The following is a 14,678-nucleotide window of genomic DNA, read 5'->3' as shown; positions in this document are numbered from 1 at the left end:
CCCTAAGCTTGTCGTTTTAAATGCTTGGACTTTACATCTTTTGAAATATTGGCGACAACACCTAATGCTATTGATAATAAGAGAATCGATGTCCCCCCATAACTAATGAAAGGAATCGGTACCCCTGTTAACGGGATTAAACCAGAAAGTCCGCCGATATTGACGAATGTTTGTAGGCCAATCCATGTTGCCACACCTGTGCAAATCATACGAGCCATACTATCTGTTGAACGAATACCAATTAATAAAATACGGGCAACTAAAAAGAATAATCCCCCTAGAACGATAATGATACCCATAATCCCAAGTTCTTCAGCAATAATCGGCACGATAAAATCCGTTTGAGGCTCTGGCAAATACCCAAGCTTTTGAACAGAATTCCCTAATCCGACACCTTGTAACCCACCTGCACCAATCGCATAATAGCCATTGACGATTTGATAGCCATAATGTTGTTCATCTTCAAATGGATTTAAAAACGCCGAAATACGCCCTACACGCTTCTCACTTAAAAATAAATCAGAAAACTTCAAAACAATTATCATTCCAACAGCGCCAAGTGCAAACACTGGTGCTGCAATACGGAAAAACGTTTTCGGTCGAATCCCACTCGTCAAGACAACCGACAACGTGATACAAAGGACCATCATTGCATTCCCGAAATCAGGCTCCTTTAAAATAAGCAACACAGCAGCTCCGAGCACGATAAACGGCGGTAAGTACCCTTGTTTAAAGCTCGTTAATAGCTGTTGCTCTTCTTTGCGCTTTAAAATCGCCGCAAAATAAATAATAAAGGCCAGCTTCGCTACTTCGGACGGTTGTAAGTTCATAAAACCTAAGTCAATCCAACTTTTAGCATTGGAGTTCCCTGGTGCATAACCAATCAATTTTACAAGTAACAGTAATGCAAATGTGACGAATAAAATGATTGTATACCATCGTTTCTTTCTATAATTGCGATAAGGAATCGCCGTTACAACGAAAAACGCGATGAATGCGAGCGTTAAATTTATTAATTGTCGTACAAAGAAGTAATTTGGTGCTTGACCGAGCTTTTCTACTGCCCAAACCATGCTCGCACTATAAATCATAACAAGTCCAAACAAACATAGCAAAATATATGTAACAAATAATGGATAATCGAAATTTTTAAAAATATTTTTTACGTTTTTTTTCATCTTTCCAACCCTCACTAACCTATTAAGCAAAAAAACTCAAACAAGATGTTTGAGTTTTTGTGTTATTTCTTCGTGAACGCGTCGTGTAATGCCGATAATTCTTTCTCTAATGAGTCCAAAATTTCTCGGCCTTTCTCGCGCTCTAAAAGACCCAATTTAACAGCAAAATCGATTTCTCGAGATAAGCCGAACATTTGAGTATCTAAAACTTCCTCGTACAATGGACACTGTGGCATCGTTAAGTTTTCCATTTGTACTCGAATAAGTTGTGCAATTTTATCCGCATCGGCAATTAGGAGTTCTAATGCCTTCTCCTGATACGAACTTTGAGATTTTGTATCCATGAGGACGCCCCCATTACCTGATATTTCTTATCGTTCTATCATATAGATTTTAGCTTTTACAATGGAAAAATGCAAGCATCTACTTAGCAAATTTATGATTCAATCAAAATCTTTCCTCAACAAATAGAAAAAAGGTTATACTGTTAGGTGGAACGTTATGTCAAGGAGGCAACAACAATGGACACTATTATCCAAGTTACAGGAAACGTCAATTTTGCGATCACGCTCGATGCCAGCACATGGATTTTCGACGACCGTAAAGTTGATTTAAACACATACTTTACAGAAGAACACATCGCTGTAGATGCCGATGAAAAATACGTCGAAGAGGCAGGGAAATTCTGGTCTCGTGAAATTATGGAAGGCGCCGTATTCCCTCCGACACTACAAACAGAAAAAAAATATACGCACAAAGAAATGCGCACAGGGACTTTTGCGATTGCGGTCGCACCATTTTTAAAAAATGCACAGCCAAAAGCCGAAGCAACACAAGCTGTCTTTATCGATGCACAAGGTACTGAATATGCTTATTCATTAGAACAAGCGAATACATTACTATTCAAATTCAGCCAAGACGGTAGCATGCTTGAAAATGGCCCTGTATACATCTTAGACGCCGATGGTAAAAACGAGCCAATTCAAGGAATCGTTCGCATCGACGTACGTTAGGAGGCAGTTACATGCGCGTACAATGCGTTATTTGTGATGAAATCCATAATATTCCGGACTTCTCGCCGGAAGCCAAAAAGTTACGCAATCGCCCAATTCACACGTATATGTGCGATGAATGCTACGAGCGCGTAACCGAAAAAACGCTACAACGCCTTGCAACAGGTCATTTCGAGTTTCGACGAGGCAATCATAGCGTAGAAGAAGAATTTTAAGCACGAAAAGGATCGCTTTATGCGGTTCTTTTTTTTATGCATCAAAAAAGGCCTAGCATCGGCTAGACCTTTTAACGCGACAAATTATTTATCTGCAGCGCGGTGTTTTTTCGAAACTTTTTCACGTTCGTTTTTGTTTAAGATTTGTTTACGTAAACGAATTGATTCTGGAGTTACTTCTAAGTACTCATCATCATCTAAGAATTCTAACGCTTCTTCAAGAGTTAAGATTTTTGGCGTTTTGATTACGTTTGTTTGGTCTTTGTTAGAAGAACGAACGTTTGTTTTAGCTTTCATTTTTGTTACGTTTACTGTGATATCGTTGTCACGAGTGTTTTGACCTACAACCATACCTTCGTAAATTTCAGTACCTGGTTCAATGAATAATGTACCACGGTCTTCGATTTGCATCATACCGTAAGTCGTTGCTTTACCAGTTTCCATAGATACTAAAGCACCGTTACGACGGCCACCTACACGACCAGAAACAACTGGTTGGTAAGAGTCGAATGTGTGGTTAAGAATACCGAAACCTTTAGTTAAAGACATGAATTCAGTTGTGTACCCAATTAAGCCACGTGCTGGTACCATGAATACTAATTTAACTTGGCCATTGCCTTCGTTAACCATATCTAGCATTTCACCTTTACGTTCACCTAAAGATTCAATAACAGAACCTACAGCATCTTCTGGTACGTCAATTTGAACGCGTTCGATTGGTTCAGATTTCACACCGTCGATTTCGCGGATGATAACTTTTGGTTTTGATACTTGTAATTCAAAACCTTCACGACGCATGTTTTCAACTAAGATAGAAAGGTGAAGTTCACCACGACCAGATACAGTCCATGCATCTGGAGAATCAGTTGGTTCTACGCGTAAAGATACGTCCGTTTGTAATTGAGATAGTAAACGTTCTTCAACTTTACGAGATGTGATCCATTTACCTTCGCGACCTGCAAATGGAGAGTTGTTTACTAAGAACGTCATTTGTAATGTTGGTTCGTCAATACGCATTGGTGGTAGTGGATCTACGTGGTCTTGTGGACAAACTGTTTCACCAACGTTGATTTCTTCCATACCTGAAACGGCGATTAAGTCACCTGAGTATGCTTCTTGGATTTCTTCACGTTTTAAACCGAAGAAACCGAAGATTTTTGTTACACGGAAGTTTTTCACAGTACCATCTAATTTAGAAAGTGATACAGATTGACCAACGTGGATTTTACCGCGGAATACGCGACCGATACCAATACGACCTACGAAGTCATTATAATCAAGTAATGCTACTTGGAATTGTAATGGTTCGTCGCGTGTATCAGCTGGTGCTGGAATGTGTTCGATTACTTTTTCAAATAAGCATTTCATGTTTTCTTCTTGGTTCGCTGGGTTTGGATCAAGAGATGCCGTACCGTTTACGCCTGAAGCGTATACTACTGGGAAGTCTAATTGATCTTCGTCTGCGCCAAGTTCGATTAATAAGTCTAATACTTCATCGACTACTTCTTCTGGACGAGCTGAGTCTTTATCGACTTTGTTTACTACTACGATTGGTGTTAAGCCTTGTTCTAAAGCTTTTTTCAGTACGAAACGAGTTTGTGGCATACAACCTTCGTATGCATCGACAACTAGTAGTACGCCATCAACCATTTTTAAGATACGTTCTACTTCACCACCAAAATCGGCGTGTCCAGGTGTATCAAGGATGTTAATTTTTGTATCACCGTAATGTACAGCAGTATTTTTAGCTAAAATTGTAATACCGCGTTCACGTTCGATGTCATTAGAGTCCATTGCGCGTTCTTCAACATGTTCGTTTGAACGGAATGTACCTGATTGTTTTAATAATTGGTCGACTAAAGTTGTTTTACCATGGTCGACGTGGGCAATAATTGCAATGTTTCTTAAATCTTCACGTAAGTTAGTCATTGTTCCACTCCACTTTTTTTATTTCGAGTCCATAACTGTGCTATTATAGCACAATTCGTTCTATTTGGCGATTTTTTATGGCTCGTGTCATTTTTTTATAAATTATACTCCGAAAACCTTGCGAAAAAACGTTTTTCGTTCCACAATAAAGGAAGAATCCACAATTGGAGGTTTCACTAAAATGAATAAAGCAAAATTAGTTATGTCGGTCCTTGCACTTGCAGGTGTTCTTTCGATGTGTTCAATTGGCATCTCAGTTGCTGAAAAAAGCGTCTTTGGCGTAATCCTTGGCATCGTGCTTGTATTCGCAGTGTTCGGATACGCATTCAGCCTAAAACGCAAATTCCGTGAACGCGGTCTACTATAATCTTTTAAAAAGATGCACATTCCAAGCGAATGTGCATTTTTTTAATACATTATAGGTCGCCAACATTTTTCACAAGTTTTATAGTAGCACTGACAAGCCTTTTTATACAATAGAGTTGCTCAACTTTTTACAAAAAAATATAAAAAAAGACGTTACCATCATTTCCTAGCAACGTCTTCAGTCGTTTATTTTAGCGTAATGTAATCGCCTACAAGTTTTTTATGAATACTTGGGTTCGCAACGACAAATGTATCTTGTGTTAGCAAATTCACGTCGCGACAATCCAGCGTACTCGAAACGGCACCGACTTCATTTGCAATAATAATGCCTGCTGCAATATCCCACGGCGACAAACGAAGCGATAAATACGCATCCATACGCCCCGTTGCAACCGCCACAATTTCAAGCGTTGCAGAGCCAAGTGAACGCGTCCCACGCAATGTACGAATCAATTGAATAATGCCCTCATGTTCAACGTGCGGGTTTGGGGTTGCCCACACTGCATTCATTCCAACAATTGCCTCATTTAATGGTAATGCTTCAAGTGGGCTCAAACGTTGCCCGTTCACATACGCACCCTGTCCTTTAAGCGCATAATACAGTTCATCGGCCACAACATCATATATGTATCCCGCTTGCCCGATTCCATCAACATAAATACCAATCGAAATGGCAAAATTGCGATGTTGGCGTACAAAATTCATCGTGCCATCGATTGGGTCGACCATCCAAACAACACCATCGAGTGAGGTTATTTGTTCCTGAGCCATTCCCTCTTCACCTAAAATGCGAAACGTTGCATCATAGGCACGAATTTTTTTCACAAGAAATGCTTCTGTTTCTTTATCGATGTTCGTCACTAAATCATTAGCACCCGACTTTATTTCAATTTGCATCGTTTCAAAAAACGACTTACGAATGCGCTCCCCCGCTTCTTTAATGATTGTTACCGTATAATCATGCACTGCCTGTATGTCCATCAACGCCACCCCTTCTCAGTCACTTTTCTTTTAGTATAACAAAAAAACACCCGCTACTCACTTCGATAGCTAGGTGTCTTATAGGTCAATTTTTAGACGATTTTTAAGCCAGCGCATGCAGAGCCTCCAATTCTGAGTGAATTTCACTCAATCGTGCCTTGCTAATCGCGATTTGCTTATCATCATGAGCATTCATCGCATCAAATAACGTTGCTAATTCGTAGTCTAACTCGAGCTTTAGGCCATTCACATATTTACGTTCAAAATCCGTTTTGCGTACAATATTCATAACTTGTTTCATCTTGATCATCTCCTTAAAGTAGGCGGTCATCAAGAACTTTTTTAACTTTTGCATGTTCTAAACGTTGCTAAGCTCTTGTACAAGAAATTTTCCCGTATTTCATCTAAAATAAACCTATAATTATTTTTGGAGGAATTTTTTTATGACAACTGTTCAATGGACAAATCAAGATTTTGACGTTTTTACAATCGATGGTTTAGAACCGCGTATGGAAGCACTAATTAATCAAGTGCGCCCCAAATTTAACGAACTAGGCGATACATTCGCACATTACTTCACTGTCGAACTTGGCGAAGAATTTTTTGCGCACGTTGCTAAACATGCTCGCCGCACCGTCAATCCACCGCATGATAGCTGGGTAGCCTTCGCACCAAATAAACGTGGCTACAAAGCGATGCCCCATTTCCAAATTGGCCTTTTTGAAAGTCATTTATTTATTAACCTAGCTGTCATTTATGAAGCGCCACAAAAAAATGATATGGCTGCTCGCCTATTAGCACAACCTGAACTCTTTCATGCACTACCAAAAAATTTCTATGTAGCAGGCGACCATATGTCACCTGTCACGCAAAATATTACTGAAGCGATTGAAAAACGCGACATTGAGAAATTATTAACGCGTCTACAAACTGTTAAAAAAGGTGAATTTATTGTTGGACGTACGTTATCACGTGAAGAAACGATTGGACTTTTACCTACAGCTTTTAATAACGTTGTCGAAGAAACATTCGATGCACTACTACCAATTTACAATGCCATGTTCAATCGCTAATTAGCACTTAGGCCACAGCTCGTTGAATATTCAACGAGCTGTGGCTTTTTAGCATTCAGAAATCGCTCATCAGCTCAAATAGCGTGTTTTCGATACAACATATTTTTGAATATGCGTCACTATTAAGACATAAGGCCCTTAAAATTAATAATGATTTGTGCGCAACGTTACAAACAGCAAATCATTATTAAACATCAATGATTTTTTACGATAAGTTGTTACTCCAACTTTTAAAAATCCAACAAAAAAGGCCCGTTACAACTCATTTTTCACACTATTTTGCTAACTTTTGGGCCAAATAACATTTATTAATCCATCGTAAGTAGCGTTGATCATCACGCAGCGTGATTTTTCACTATTTTTTCTATTAACGCACTTTTAGCAAGACGATTTTAGCCCAAAAACGATAAAAGACAGGCCAAAATCAGCCTCTAAAGGGCTATTTTTGCATGTTTTATAAAAAATTTATTACTAAGTAATTGTATATTTCTACGATATCTTTCATAGTTATTTGCGTTTCTCTATTTTTTTGTGCAAATAACTACAAGCTATCTAGTCTATTTCCACTACAGCTGTCGCTTAATTAAAAATATGTTGTATCAAAACCCCGCTCCTCGGCGTCATAAGCAATTTCTGACAGCTCAAAAAAAATTCGACATGTCATGATGAAATGATCCATGCCGAATTTACGCATCGCCTATTTACGTTGCTTTCCTTGAAGCTCACCTTTAATAATTGCTTTCGCTGGCGCCTCTTTCGCTTTTTTCACAATGCGATACGCCGTGTAGCCACTTTCTTGTTCAAATTCGCGACAATATGTTTTTTCTTCAGACATCGCTGGTACAATTTCCTTGAAGCGACGGTATGCTTCTAGTACTTCCTCACGCTTCACGCCTTTTTCGTACGCTTTTTCAATCGCTTGGAAAAATGCGATGACGTCGACGATTTCTTGTGATGACCATTCTAATGAAAATGGATATGAATATTCCATACAATTCCCTACCTTTTTTTACGTTGTATCGCTATTGTACACGTTAAAAGAGCAACCAAGCAACAAGCGGGCAAAGAAGCGCACCTAAAATGGCACTCAACGTCATCGATACCGAGCCAATCGATAATGTTTGCTCACCGTATTCTGTTAACTTGCTGACGCCAATACCGTGAGAAGCGCTCCCCATCGATACGCCACGGCTGACAGGTGTATCAATGTGGAACAAACGATAGCACAATGGTCCGCAAACTGCCCCAACAATGCCGGCAACGATAACGAAAAACACCGTAAATTGTGGAATGCCACCAATTGTTGCACTAATTTGTAGCGCGACGGGTGATGTGATCGATTTTGGTAAATAGCTCAACATCACCTCATCTTCTAAATTTACGAGCCATGCCATCAGCAAGACGGTAATCATGCCCGTTATCATGGCAACCGCGACACAACTCAAAATAATTTTACGATTTTTCATAATCGTGTCCCACTGTGTGTAAAGTGGATAGGCCATCGCAACAACGGCGGGTCCGAGTAACCAGTTAATAAATTTTCCGCCTTCCATATATGTACTATACGGTATATTTAGCACTACTAGCATAACGATTAAGACGATTGTTGACGTTAAAATTGGAAATAAAAATGAAATACCTGAACGCTTATACAACCACGTCATAAACATAAAAATCCCAACTGTCAGCGCAATAAAACTAATTGCAATCATCTACCTTCCCCTCCATTCGACGTGCAAGCTTACCGGTTAAAATGAACGTAATAAGCGTGCTGGCGGTCACGATAATAACGAGTACGACCCCATAGCCCGACAGCAATTGTGGGTAGTTCATAATGCCAACTGTTGCTGGAATAAACAGCAACGTTAAAATTGGTAATAAAAAACCTGCACCTTCTTTCACAAATTTTGCTGGCACAATTCCACTCAATAAACATCCTAATAGTAACAGCAAACCAATAATGCTACCGGGTAACGGCATATGTAGCCAAGTAACGAGCACTGTTCCGACCCAACAAAATGCATACAGCACAAAAATTTGAACAACAATAAGCAAATATTTCATTTTAGCACCACCTTTTCCAACAATTGTATATTTAAATACCTCAATGCGTCAAAAAAAGAAGCTAAGGAACTGAATCCTAGCTTCTTTCAAATTGCTAAATGTCTTTATTTTCGTGTGCACGATCTTTTTTCAATAATTTAGAAAGCAGCTCGTAAACAAGTGGCACGACAATTAATGTTAATACTGTCGAACTAATTAAACCACCGATTACAGTAATACCCATCCCTTTTGAAATAAGACCAGCGCCCTCGCCACCGATTGCTAGTGGAATTAATGCTGCAATTGTCGCAATCGCTGTCATTAAGATTGGGCGTAAACGTGTTGCTCCCGCTTCAAGAATCGCTTCTCGTAAGGATAAACCGTCATGTTCCATATGGATGATACGGTCCACTAATACGATGGCGTTCGTCACAACGATACCAACGAGCATTAAGACCCCAATGAGCGAAGATACACTAATTGTTTCACCGGCAATCCATAATGCGACAAGCGCACCGATGACGGTAAATGGTAATGAGAATAAAATAGAGAATGGTGCAAGACCTTCACCGAATGTCACAACGAGTACGAAATAAACAATCGCAATGGCTGCGGCAATCGCAAGACCAAGTTGAGAGAACGTACTGGCGATATCTTCAGTTACACCACCAGCGTCAATTGTGACACCATTTGGCGTATCGATTTTATCAATTTGTTGTTGTACTTCTGAACCAACGCCAGTAATATCTTTCGCCGTTACGGTTGCTGTCACCGTTGCGTAGTATTTACCGCCGCTACGTGAAATTTCTGTTTGCGTTTTGTCATTTTTCACATCGACTACTTCGCTTAATTTCACTTTTTGACCTGTTGGCGTTGTAATTTTTTCAGCTAATACTTTTTTGAATGTATCTGGGCTTGTTGTAGCTGTTTTGAGTTCAACATCGATTGTTTTGCCATCTTCTTTAACAGTTGTTAATGTCGTAGCTTGAACATTCGGGTTGATAGCCATCGCGATTTGGCCGGTTGTTAAGCCAAGCTCATTCGCACGTTTTTGATCGACGACTAATGTTTTTTCATCATACTCTTCAGATAACGATGATTTAATATCTTTTAAATCATCATGCTTCTTCATTGCAGCTTCCATGTCTTTAATAACCGGACGCATGTCTTCGATTGTATTACCATAGACAGAATATGATAATTCGCTATTTGATGACCCAGAGAAGTTTTGTTCTTTCCATTCACCTGGTACATCAATTGCTTGAATTTCTTTTACTAAAGTTGTTTTCTTATCGGCAAAGTTCTCGGTATCTGGGTCATAAATAATATACACTAACCCACCGTTACCGCCGCCACCCATCATCGGGTTTGAACCGCCAATAGATGATTGGATTGTTTGAACATCCGGTGCATCTTTAATGATTTTTTCAGCTTTTTCAATATCTTTTACAGCTTGGTCACGCGTTTGACCTGGCTCTGGTGTATACGTTAAATAAGCCATTTTTTGTTCATCATCTGGTAGGAAGCTGAATCCTACTAATGGCGCTAAGAATAGACTCCCTACAAGCAGCGCCACAGCACCAATTGATGTTACCCATTTATGGTCTAATATCCATTTCAGTGCACGTTTGTAGCCGCGTGCCATTTTGCCATGTTCTTCTTTTTTATGTGCACGTTCTGCAGGCTCTTTGTAAAGTTCCTTTTTGAACAATGTGTGTGCTAATACTGGTACAACGGTAATTGCTACTAGTAATGATGCAAATAGCGCAAAGCCCATTGTAAGTGCGAATGGTAAGAATAATTCGCCGACCATGCCACCTACTAAACCGATTGGTAAGAATACTGCTACTGTAACGATTGTAGATGCTAAAATCGGGCGGAACATTTCAAGTGTTGCTTCACGAATTAATGCGCGACCACTTAATTTTTCGTCTTTTGAATACAAGCGACGATAGATGTTTTCGACGACGACAATCGAGTCATCGATAACACGTCCAATCGCTACGGTCATCGCACCAAGCGTCATCATATTCAGCGTAATATCCATTTCTTTTAAGAAGATAACGGCGATTAATAATGACAGCGGAATCGAGATAATCGAAATAATCGTTGAACGAATATTACGCAGGAATAGCATAATGATAACAACCGCTGCTAAAGCACCGAACAATGCCTTTTCGAGCATCGTATTCACTGATTTTTCGATTGGTTCCCCTTGGTCTAATGTAATGTCGATTTTGACATCGGGATTTTCTTTTTCAAACGCTTTGGCAGCATCTTTAACTTCTTGTACAACATCGACTGTGTTCGCATCTTGTGCTTTCACAACTTGTACCGCAATGGCATCTTTACCATTTGTACGAGAAACCGATTCAACTTCTCCAACTAATTTCAGCTTCGCGATGTCTTTTAACTTCACTGTCGTTGGTTGTAGTACTTGTGGTGTTGCAGCTGCTTGGTCCGCCCCTTGCGCTTGAGATGCGCCAGCTTGTCCAGAAGTTGCATTTGCTTGTACGGGGATTTCTAAGTTTTTCAGCTCTTTTAGCGTTGTCATTTTACCATCGACAACAACCGATTGTTCCGAATCTTTAAACTCAAACATCCCAAGTGGAGCTGTTGTATCCATCGCTTGAATAAACTGCTTCACAGAGTCTTGCGTTAAACCATTAGCCGCAAGCTTTTTATCATCGAATTCTAACTCGACTTTTTTCACTTGTTGGCCAGATAACGATACCGACGAAACGCCATCTAATTGCTCGATTTTTGGTTGTAAATAATCTTCAGCTGTTTTCGTTAAATCTGCAATGTCTTGATCTGTTGATGACACGCTCAGTGCCACAACTGGGAACGCATTGAGTGATAGACGGTCAATCGTTGGATTTTCCGCCGTATCTGGTAATTCGACCTTTTCTAATGCTTCTTTGATGTTTTGACGTGCCTCTTTCATATCCGTACTATAATCGAACTCTACTTGCACATTCGACATATTGGAGTATGAATTTGAATAAACCGTCTTAACACCTTCTAAGTTTGCTACAGCTTTTTCATAGGGGGTCGATATATCTTCCTCCACCTGTTCTGGAGTAGCACCCGGATAAATCGTCGCAATCGAAATGATTGGTACCGAAATATCTGGAATTGATTCACTCTTCATCTTTAGACCTGAATAAACGCCTGCACATGCTAAAATAATCGTCATTAGCCAAACAGCCAGCTTATTCTTCAGGACAAACTTGACAAAGCCATTCAAAGTAAAACACCGCCTCTTTTACAAAATTGACTAAGCGGTCATGATTCATTATAATAATGACCAGCTAGTCACTAACGTTAATATTAATGACCGTATAGTCAAAAGTCAATTTTAAAGGGAGGTTGTGATGCAATGATGTCGAAAAAAGAATTGATCTTGCAAAAATCCAAAGAGTTATTCTCGACAAAAGGGATTGAGCAAACTTCCATCGAAGATATTACAAAGGCTTGTAAAATATCCAAAGGTGCTTTTTATTTATCATTTAAATCAAAAGATGAGTTGCTACTCGCCATCGTCGATAGTATTATTCGCGATGTCATCGTTTATATCCAGCAGCTAAACGATGAAGATATTTCCTCACATGAGCGTTTAGAGCGCTACTGCGCCTATAATTTTTCGGTGTTAGAACAACATGCCCCGCTCGTTATTATGTATTTACAAAATCAGCCTGCTGCAATGAATGATGTGTTATTTGAGCATATTTCACAGTTTGGTCTACAAATTGAAAAATATGTTTTAACGTTTTTAGAGGATAGTTATCCAATGGTTCCTGCTGAAAAGGTGTATGACTTATCGATTTATTTCAATGGCTTAATCAAAGGCTTTGGGGAATTTTTCTTTAACAAGCGCATTCCATATCAATTTTCAGTTGTTGCGGCGCACATTATGCAATGCCTCGACCAGCTTGCGAGCGCGTCGTTGCCGGTATTTGTAACAGAAGAACTCTATGAAAATAATCGCCAATCGCCGTTTCATTTTAAACCTGCTGAAATGATTGCGATTGAATTAGAAGAAATCGAGCGCTGTCTTAAACTATATGACGACCATGCATTTTATAACGAAACGCTCGTTATTTTAAAAGAAGAGCTGCAACGTGACGAACCGCGTAAAGCACTACTAGCGGGCATGTCCACGATTTTAATGCAGGAAAATGAGCTGCAATGGCTCGCCACATTAATTAAACAAACGTTATAACAAAAAGAGCTTGCAGCATGATGCCGCAAGCTTTTTTTTATCTAACTTCGTACTTTTTTATAGATTGTCCAGCCAAAACCAACAGCGACAATTAACAACCACACTAAAATAAATGCTAGGTGTTGGAACTTCGCTGTTAAAAATGTTGCTAGGAATGTAACAATGGCTAGAACGATAAAGATTAGCCACAATTTACCAGTATTCACAAAATCTCCTCCTATAATGAAGATGCCTTCCCGCCGTCAATATTGACCGCGGTACCTGACACATATGAAGCTGCATCGGATACGAGGAATGTAATGACATTCGCTGCTTCGTGCGTATGTCCGATGCGCCCTAAAGGGATATCCTCGCCCATTTTAGCAGAAAATTCATCCCATGTTAACGTTGGATACAATTGTTCCCAAATTTGTTCGATTTGCGCGCTACGAATAAACCCGATGCATACCGTATTGACGCGAATATTGTATTTGCCTAAATCTTTGCTCGTCGCATTCACAAGCGCTTGCCCTGCTGCGCGACTCATAGACGTCGGAAGAGACTGCGCACCCGGCGTTTTACCGGCAATAGCTGTGACGTTGACGATAGCGCCACCACGCGTTTTCATATGAGGTACTGCAATACGCATCGTATAGATTGCTGCAAATACCTTTAATGCAACATCATGTTCCCAAAGCTCCTCGGTGACATCATCAAAGGCGTGTGCTGCTGCCGTTCCTGCATTGTTAATCAAAATGTCTAGCTGACCAAAATGCGTTACGGTTTCCGCGACAAAGCGCGCGCAATCCGCCTTATTGGTCATATCTGCGACAACGGTGAAAATTTCTTTGCCCGTTTCATTGAAAATATAATGCTTTGCTTGTTCAAGTCCTACTGCATCACGCGCACAGATAGCGACGCGTGCCCCTTCTTGCGATAACTGTAGTGCTGTTTGAAGTCCGATGCCTTTGCTACCACCTGTAATCATAGCGACTTTACCATCTAAACCTAGCTGCATGTACAGTCTCCTCCTTCGTTTGCTTCTATTATAGCAAATGAACGTGGAGAAGTTGTGAAGGAACGTTGGACGAACTTCGTCAGTTTAGCGTGGGACGAGCTCTAGCAGCTTGTTTGCTACGCTTTGTGCATAGTCCTCGGCAGGCGCTGTGCCGTTTGTATCCCACTCTACATACGCCCCGTACATGCCCCAACTTAGTAAAATGGCATCCAATTTATGACCCTCTAGTAAACTTTCAAAAATGCGTTCTAATTGCGCTTTCACTTTTTCCTCAATCATGTGCGTAAACGTATTATAACCTCGCCTGCAATGCGTATTAAACGCATGATGAATGTCGACAATTGACAAAAACATACGCTTCATTAAATCTTCGCTCAATGGCTCTTGGCACGTAAAATACGTTTTCATGACCTCACTCGTTTCCTCGGTCAACACGACATCTAGCAAGTCATATTTATCGACGAAATGGGCATAAAAGGTCGCACGATTAATCGTTGCAAGCCCAGTAATATCCTTCACTGAAATTTGGCCAAAATTTTTCATTTTAATTAATTGCGTGAAAGCATCGACAATTAATTGACGCGTGCGAATCGCGCGTGGGTCGGTCGTTTGTGTTGGCACCTGAATCACCCTTTCATTCATAATATAATACAAAAAA

At 40.0% G+C, this 14,678-nt stretch carries 17 protein-coding genes; 5 read left to right on the top strand and 12 right to left on the bottom strand.

Going from position 1 to position 14,678, the window contains the following annotated elements:
* Nucleotides 1-2 precede the first annotated feature (2 nt).
* Both ftsW and V514_RS0102545 read right to left on the bottom strand, forming a co-directional pair.
* Entirely contained in the window at nt 3-1,178 is a 1,176-nt protein-coding gene (ftsW, locus tag V514_RS0102550) for a putative lipid II flippase FtsW (RefSeq protein ID WP_029498127.1), read from the bottom strand.
* A gap of 62 nt (nt 1,179-1,240) precedes the next feature.
* Nucleotides 1,241-1,522 (bottom strand): YlaN family protein, encoded by a 282-nt coding sequence (locus tag V514_RS0102545; protein WP_010286615.1) that lies wholly within the window; start codon nt 1,520-1,522, stop codon nt 1,241-1,243.
* Between the two features lie 177 nt (nt 1,523-1,699).
* Here V514_RS0102545 and V514_RS0102540 point away from each other — a divergent pair, with 177 nt between their 5' ends.
* The gene (locus V514_RS0102540) at nt 1,700-2,191 is read left to right on the top strand and encodes a hypothetical protein (protein ID WP_029498126.1); all 492 of its coding nucleotides are present in this window, start codon (nt 1,700-1,702) and stop codon (nt 2,189-2,191) included.
* A gap of 11 nt (nt 2,192-2,202) precedes the next feature.
* Nucleotides 2,203-2,406 (top strand): YlaI family protein, encoded by a 204-nt coding sequence (locus tag V514_RS0102535; RefSeq protein ID WP_029498125.1) that lies wholly within the window; start codon nt 2,203-2,205, stop codon nt 2,404-2,406.
* 84 nt (nt 2,407-2,490) lie between these two features.
* Here the strand turns inward: V514_RS0102535 and typA are convergent, their stop codons facing one another.
* On the bottom strand, nt 2,491-4,335 hold the full coding sequence (gene typA / locus V514_RS0102530; RefSeq protein WP_029498124.1) for a translational GTPase TypA: 1,845 nt from the start codon (nt 4,333-4,335) through the stop codon (nt 2,491-2,493).
* Nucleotides 4,336-4,516: 181 nt separating this feature from the next.
* Between typA and V514_RS0102525 the strand changes: the two genes are divergently transcribed.
* Nucleotides 4,517-4,702 (top strand): DUF5325 family protein, encoded by a 186-nt coding sequence (locus V514_RS0102525; protein WP_029498122.1) that lies wholly within the window; start codon nt 4,517-4,519, stop codon nt 4,700-4,702.
* 185 nt (nt 4,703-4,887) lie between these two features.
* Here V514_RS0102525 and V514_RS0102520 read toward each other — a convergent pair whose 3' ends face one another.
* Entirely contained in the window at nt 4,888-5,682 is a 795-nt protein-coding gene (locus V514_RS0102520) for an inositol monophosphatase family protein (RefSeq protein ID WP_029498121.1), read from the bottom strand.
* 103 nt (nt 5,683-5,785) lie between these two features.
* Nucleotides 5,786-5,983, bottom strand: coding sequence for a hypothetical protein (locus V514_RS0102515; protein WP_029498120.1), 198 nt, complete (start codon nt 5,981-5,983; stop codon nt 5,786-5,788).
* Nucleotides 5,984-6,125: 142 nt separating this feature from the next.
* Between V514_RS0102515 and V514_RS0102510 the strand changes: the two genes are divergently transcribed.
* The gene (locus V514_RS0102510; protein ID WP_029498119.1) at nt 6,126-6,755 is read left to right on the top strand and encodes a YktB family protein; all 630 of its coding nucleotides are present in this window, start codon (nt 6,126-6,128) and stop codon (nt 6,753-6,755) included.
* Nucleotides 6,756-7,452: 697 nt separating this feature from the next.
* Here V514_RS0102510 and V514_RS0102505 read toward each other — a convergent pair.
* The 4 genes from V514_RS0102505 to V514_RS0102490 all read right to left on the bottom strand — a co-directional run bounded on the left by V514_RS0102505 (nt 7,453) and on the right by V514_RS0102490 (nt 12,048).
* Nucleotides 7,453-7,746 (bottom strand): UPF0223 family protein, encoded by a 294-nt coding sequence (locus V514_RS0102505; protein WP_029498118.1) that lies wholly within the window; start codon nt 7,744-7,746, stop codon nt 7,453-7,455.
* Between the two features lie 43 nt (nt 7,747-7,789).
* Complete coding sequence (locus tag V514_RS0102500) at nt 7,790-8,467, bottom strand: LrgB family protein (protein ID WP_029498117.1); 678 nt, start codon at nt 8,465-8,467, stop codon at nt 7,790-7,792.
* Nucleotides 8,454-8,819: a CidA/LrgA family protein gene (locus V514_RS0102495; RefSeq protein WP_029498116.1), complete on the bottom strand. Its 366-nt coding sequence runs from the start codon at nt 8,817-8,819 to the stop codon at nt 8,454-8,456. Before V514_RS0102495 ends, V514_RS0102500 begins: the two co-directional genes overlap by 14 nt.
* A gap of 94 nt (nt 8,820-8,913) precedes the next feature.
* Nucleotides 8,914-12,048, bottom strand: a complete 3,135-nt coding sequence (locus V514_RS0102490; protein WP_029498115.1) for an efflux RND transporter permease subunit — start codon at nt 12,046-12,048, stop codon at nt 8,914-8,916.
* Nucleotides 12,049-12,180: 132 nt separating this feature from the next.
* Here V514_RS0102490 and V514_RS0102485 point away from each other — a divergent pair, with 132 nt between their 5' ends.
* Complete coding sequence (locus V514_RS0102485; protein WP_029498114.1) at nt 12,181-13,023, top strand: TetR/AcrR family transcriptional regulator; 843 nt, start codon at nt 12,181-12,183, stop codon at nt 13,021-13,023.
* A 41-nt stretch (nt 13,024-13,064) separates the two neighbouring features.
* Here the strand turns inward: V514_RS0102485 and V514_RS20310 are convergent, their stop codons facing one another.
* The 3 genes from V514_RS20310 to V514_RS0102470 all read right to left on the bottom strand — a co-directional run bounded on the left by V514_RS20310 (nt 13,065) and on the right by V514_RS0102470 (nt 14,641).
* A complete protein-coding gene (locus V514_RS20310) occupies nt 13,065-13,229 on the bottom strand; it encodes a DUF4175 domain-containing protein (protein ID WP_161630161.1) in 165 nt (54 codons plus the stop codon).
* A gap of 11 nt (nt 13,230-13,240) precedes the next feature.
* Nucleotides 13,241-14,020, bottom strand: coding sequence for an SDR family NAD(P)-dependent oxidoreductase (locus tag V514_RS0102475; RefSeq protein ID WP_029498113.1), 780 nt, complete (start codon nt 14,018-14,020; stop codon nt 13,241-13,243).
* An 84-nt stretch (nt 14,021-14,104) separates the two neighbouring features.
* Nucleotides 14,105-14,641, bottom strand: a complete 537-nt coding sequence (locus V514_RS0102470; RefSeq protein WP_029498112.1) for a TetR family transcriptional regulator — start codon at nt 14,639-14,641, stop codon at nt 14,105-14,107.
* Nucleotides 14,642-14,678 lie beyond the last annotated feature (37 nt).

The organism is Kurthia huakuii LAM0618 (assembly GCF_000505545.1).
GTDB classification, from domain to species: Bacteria; Bacillota; Bacilli; order Bacillales_A; family Planococcaceae; genus Kurthia; species Kurthia huakuii.
The sequence above is the reverse complement of the archived record's forward strand: the minus strand, read 5'-3'. Positions and strand labels throughout refer to the sequence as shown.

Excerpts from the sequence above, each read along its gene's own strand:
- V514_RS0102485 (WP_029498114.1), top strand. The coding sequence starts at position 12,181 with ATGATGTCGAAAAAAGAATTGATCTTGCAAAAATCCAAAGAGTTATTC.
- V514_RS0102540 (WP_029498126.1), top strand. The coding sequence starts at position 1,700 with ATGGACACTATTATCCAAGTTACAGGAAACGTCAATTTTGCGATCACG.
- V514_RS0102525 (WP_029498122.1), top strand. The coding sequence starts at position 4,517 with ATGAATAAAGCAAAATTAGTTATGTCGGTCCTTGCACTTGCAGGTGTT.
- typA (WP_029498124.1), bottom strand. The coding sequence starts at position 4,335 with ATGACTAACTTACGTGAAGATTTAAGAAACATTGCAATTATTGCCCAC.
- V514_RS0102505 (WP_029498118.1), bottom strand. The coding sequence starts at position 7,746 with ATGGAATATTCATATCCATTTTCATTAGAATGGTCATCACAAGAAATC.
- V514_RS0102475 (WP_029498113.1), bottom strand. The coding sequence starts at position 14,020 with ATGCAGCTAGGTTTAGATGGTAAAGTCGCTATGATTACAGGTGGTAGC.
- V514_RS0102515 (WP_029498120.1), bottom strand. The coding sequence starts at position 5,983 with ATGAAACAAGTTATGAATATTGTACGCAAAACGGATTTTGAACGTAAA.
- V514_RS0102510 (WP_029498119.1), top strand. The coding sequence starts at position 6,126 with ATGACAACTGTTCAATGGACAAATCAAGATTTTGACGTTTTTACAATC.
- ftsW (WP_029498127.1), bottom strand. The coding sequence starts at position 1,178 with ATGAAAAAAAACGTAAAAAATATTTTTAAAAATTTCGATTATCCATTA.
- V514_RS0102545 (WP_010286615.1), bottom strand. The coding sequence starts at position 1,522 with ATGGATACAAAATCTCAAAGTTCGTATCAGGAGAAGGCATTAGAACTC.
- V514_RS0102520 (WP_029498121.1), bottom strand. The coding sequence starts at position 5,682 with ATGGACATACAGGCAGTGCATGATTATACGGTAACAATCATTAAAGAA.
- V514_RS0102500 (WP_029498117.1), bottom strand. The coding sequence starts at position 8,467 with ATGATTGCAATTAGTTTTATTGCGCTGACAGTTGGGATTTTTATGTTT.
- V514_RS0102495 (WP_029498116.1), bottom strand. The coding sequence starts at position 8,819 with ATGAAATATTTGCTTATTGTTGTTCAAATTTTTGTGCTGTATGCATTT.
- V514_RS0102535 (WP_029498125.1), top strand. The coding sequence starts at position 2,203 with ATGCGCGTACAATGCGTTATTTGTGATGAAATCCATAATATTCCGGAC.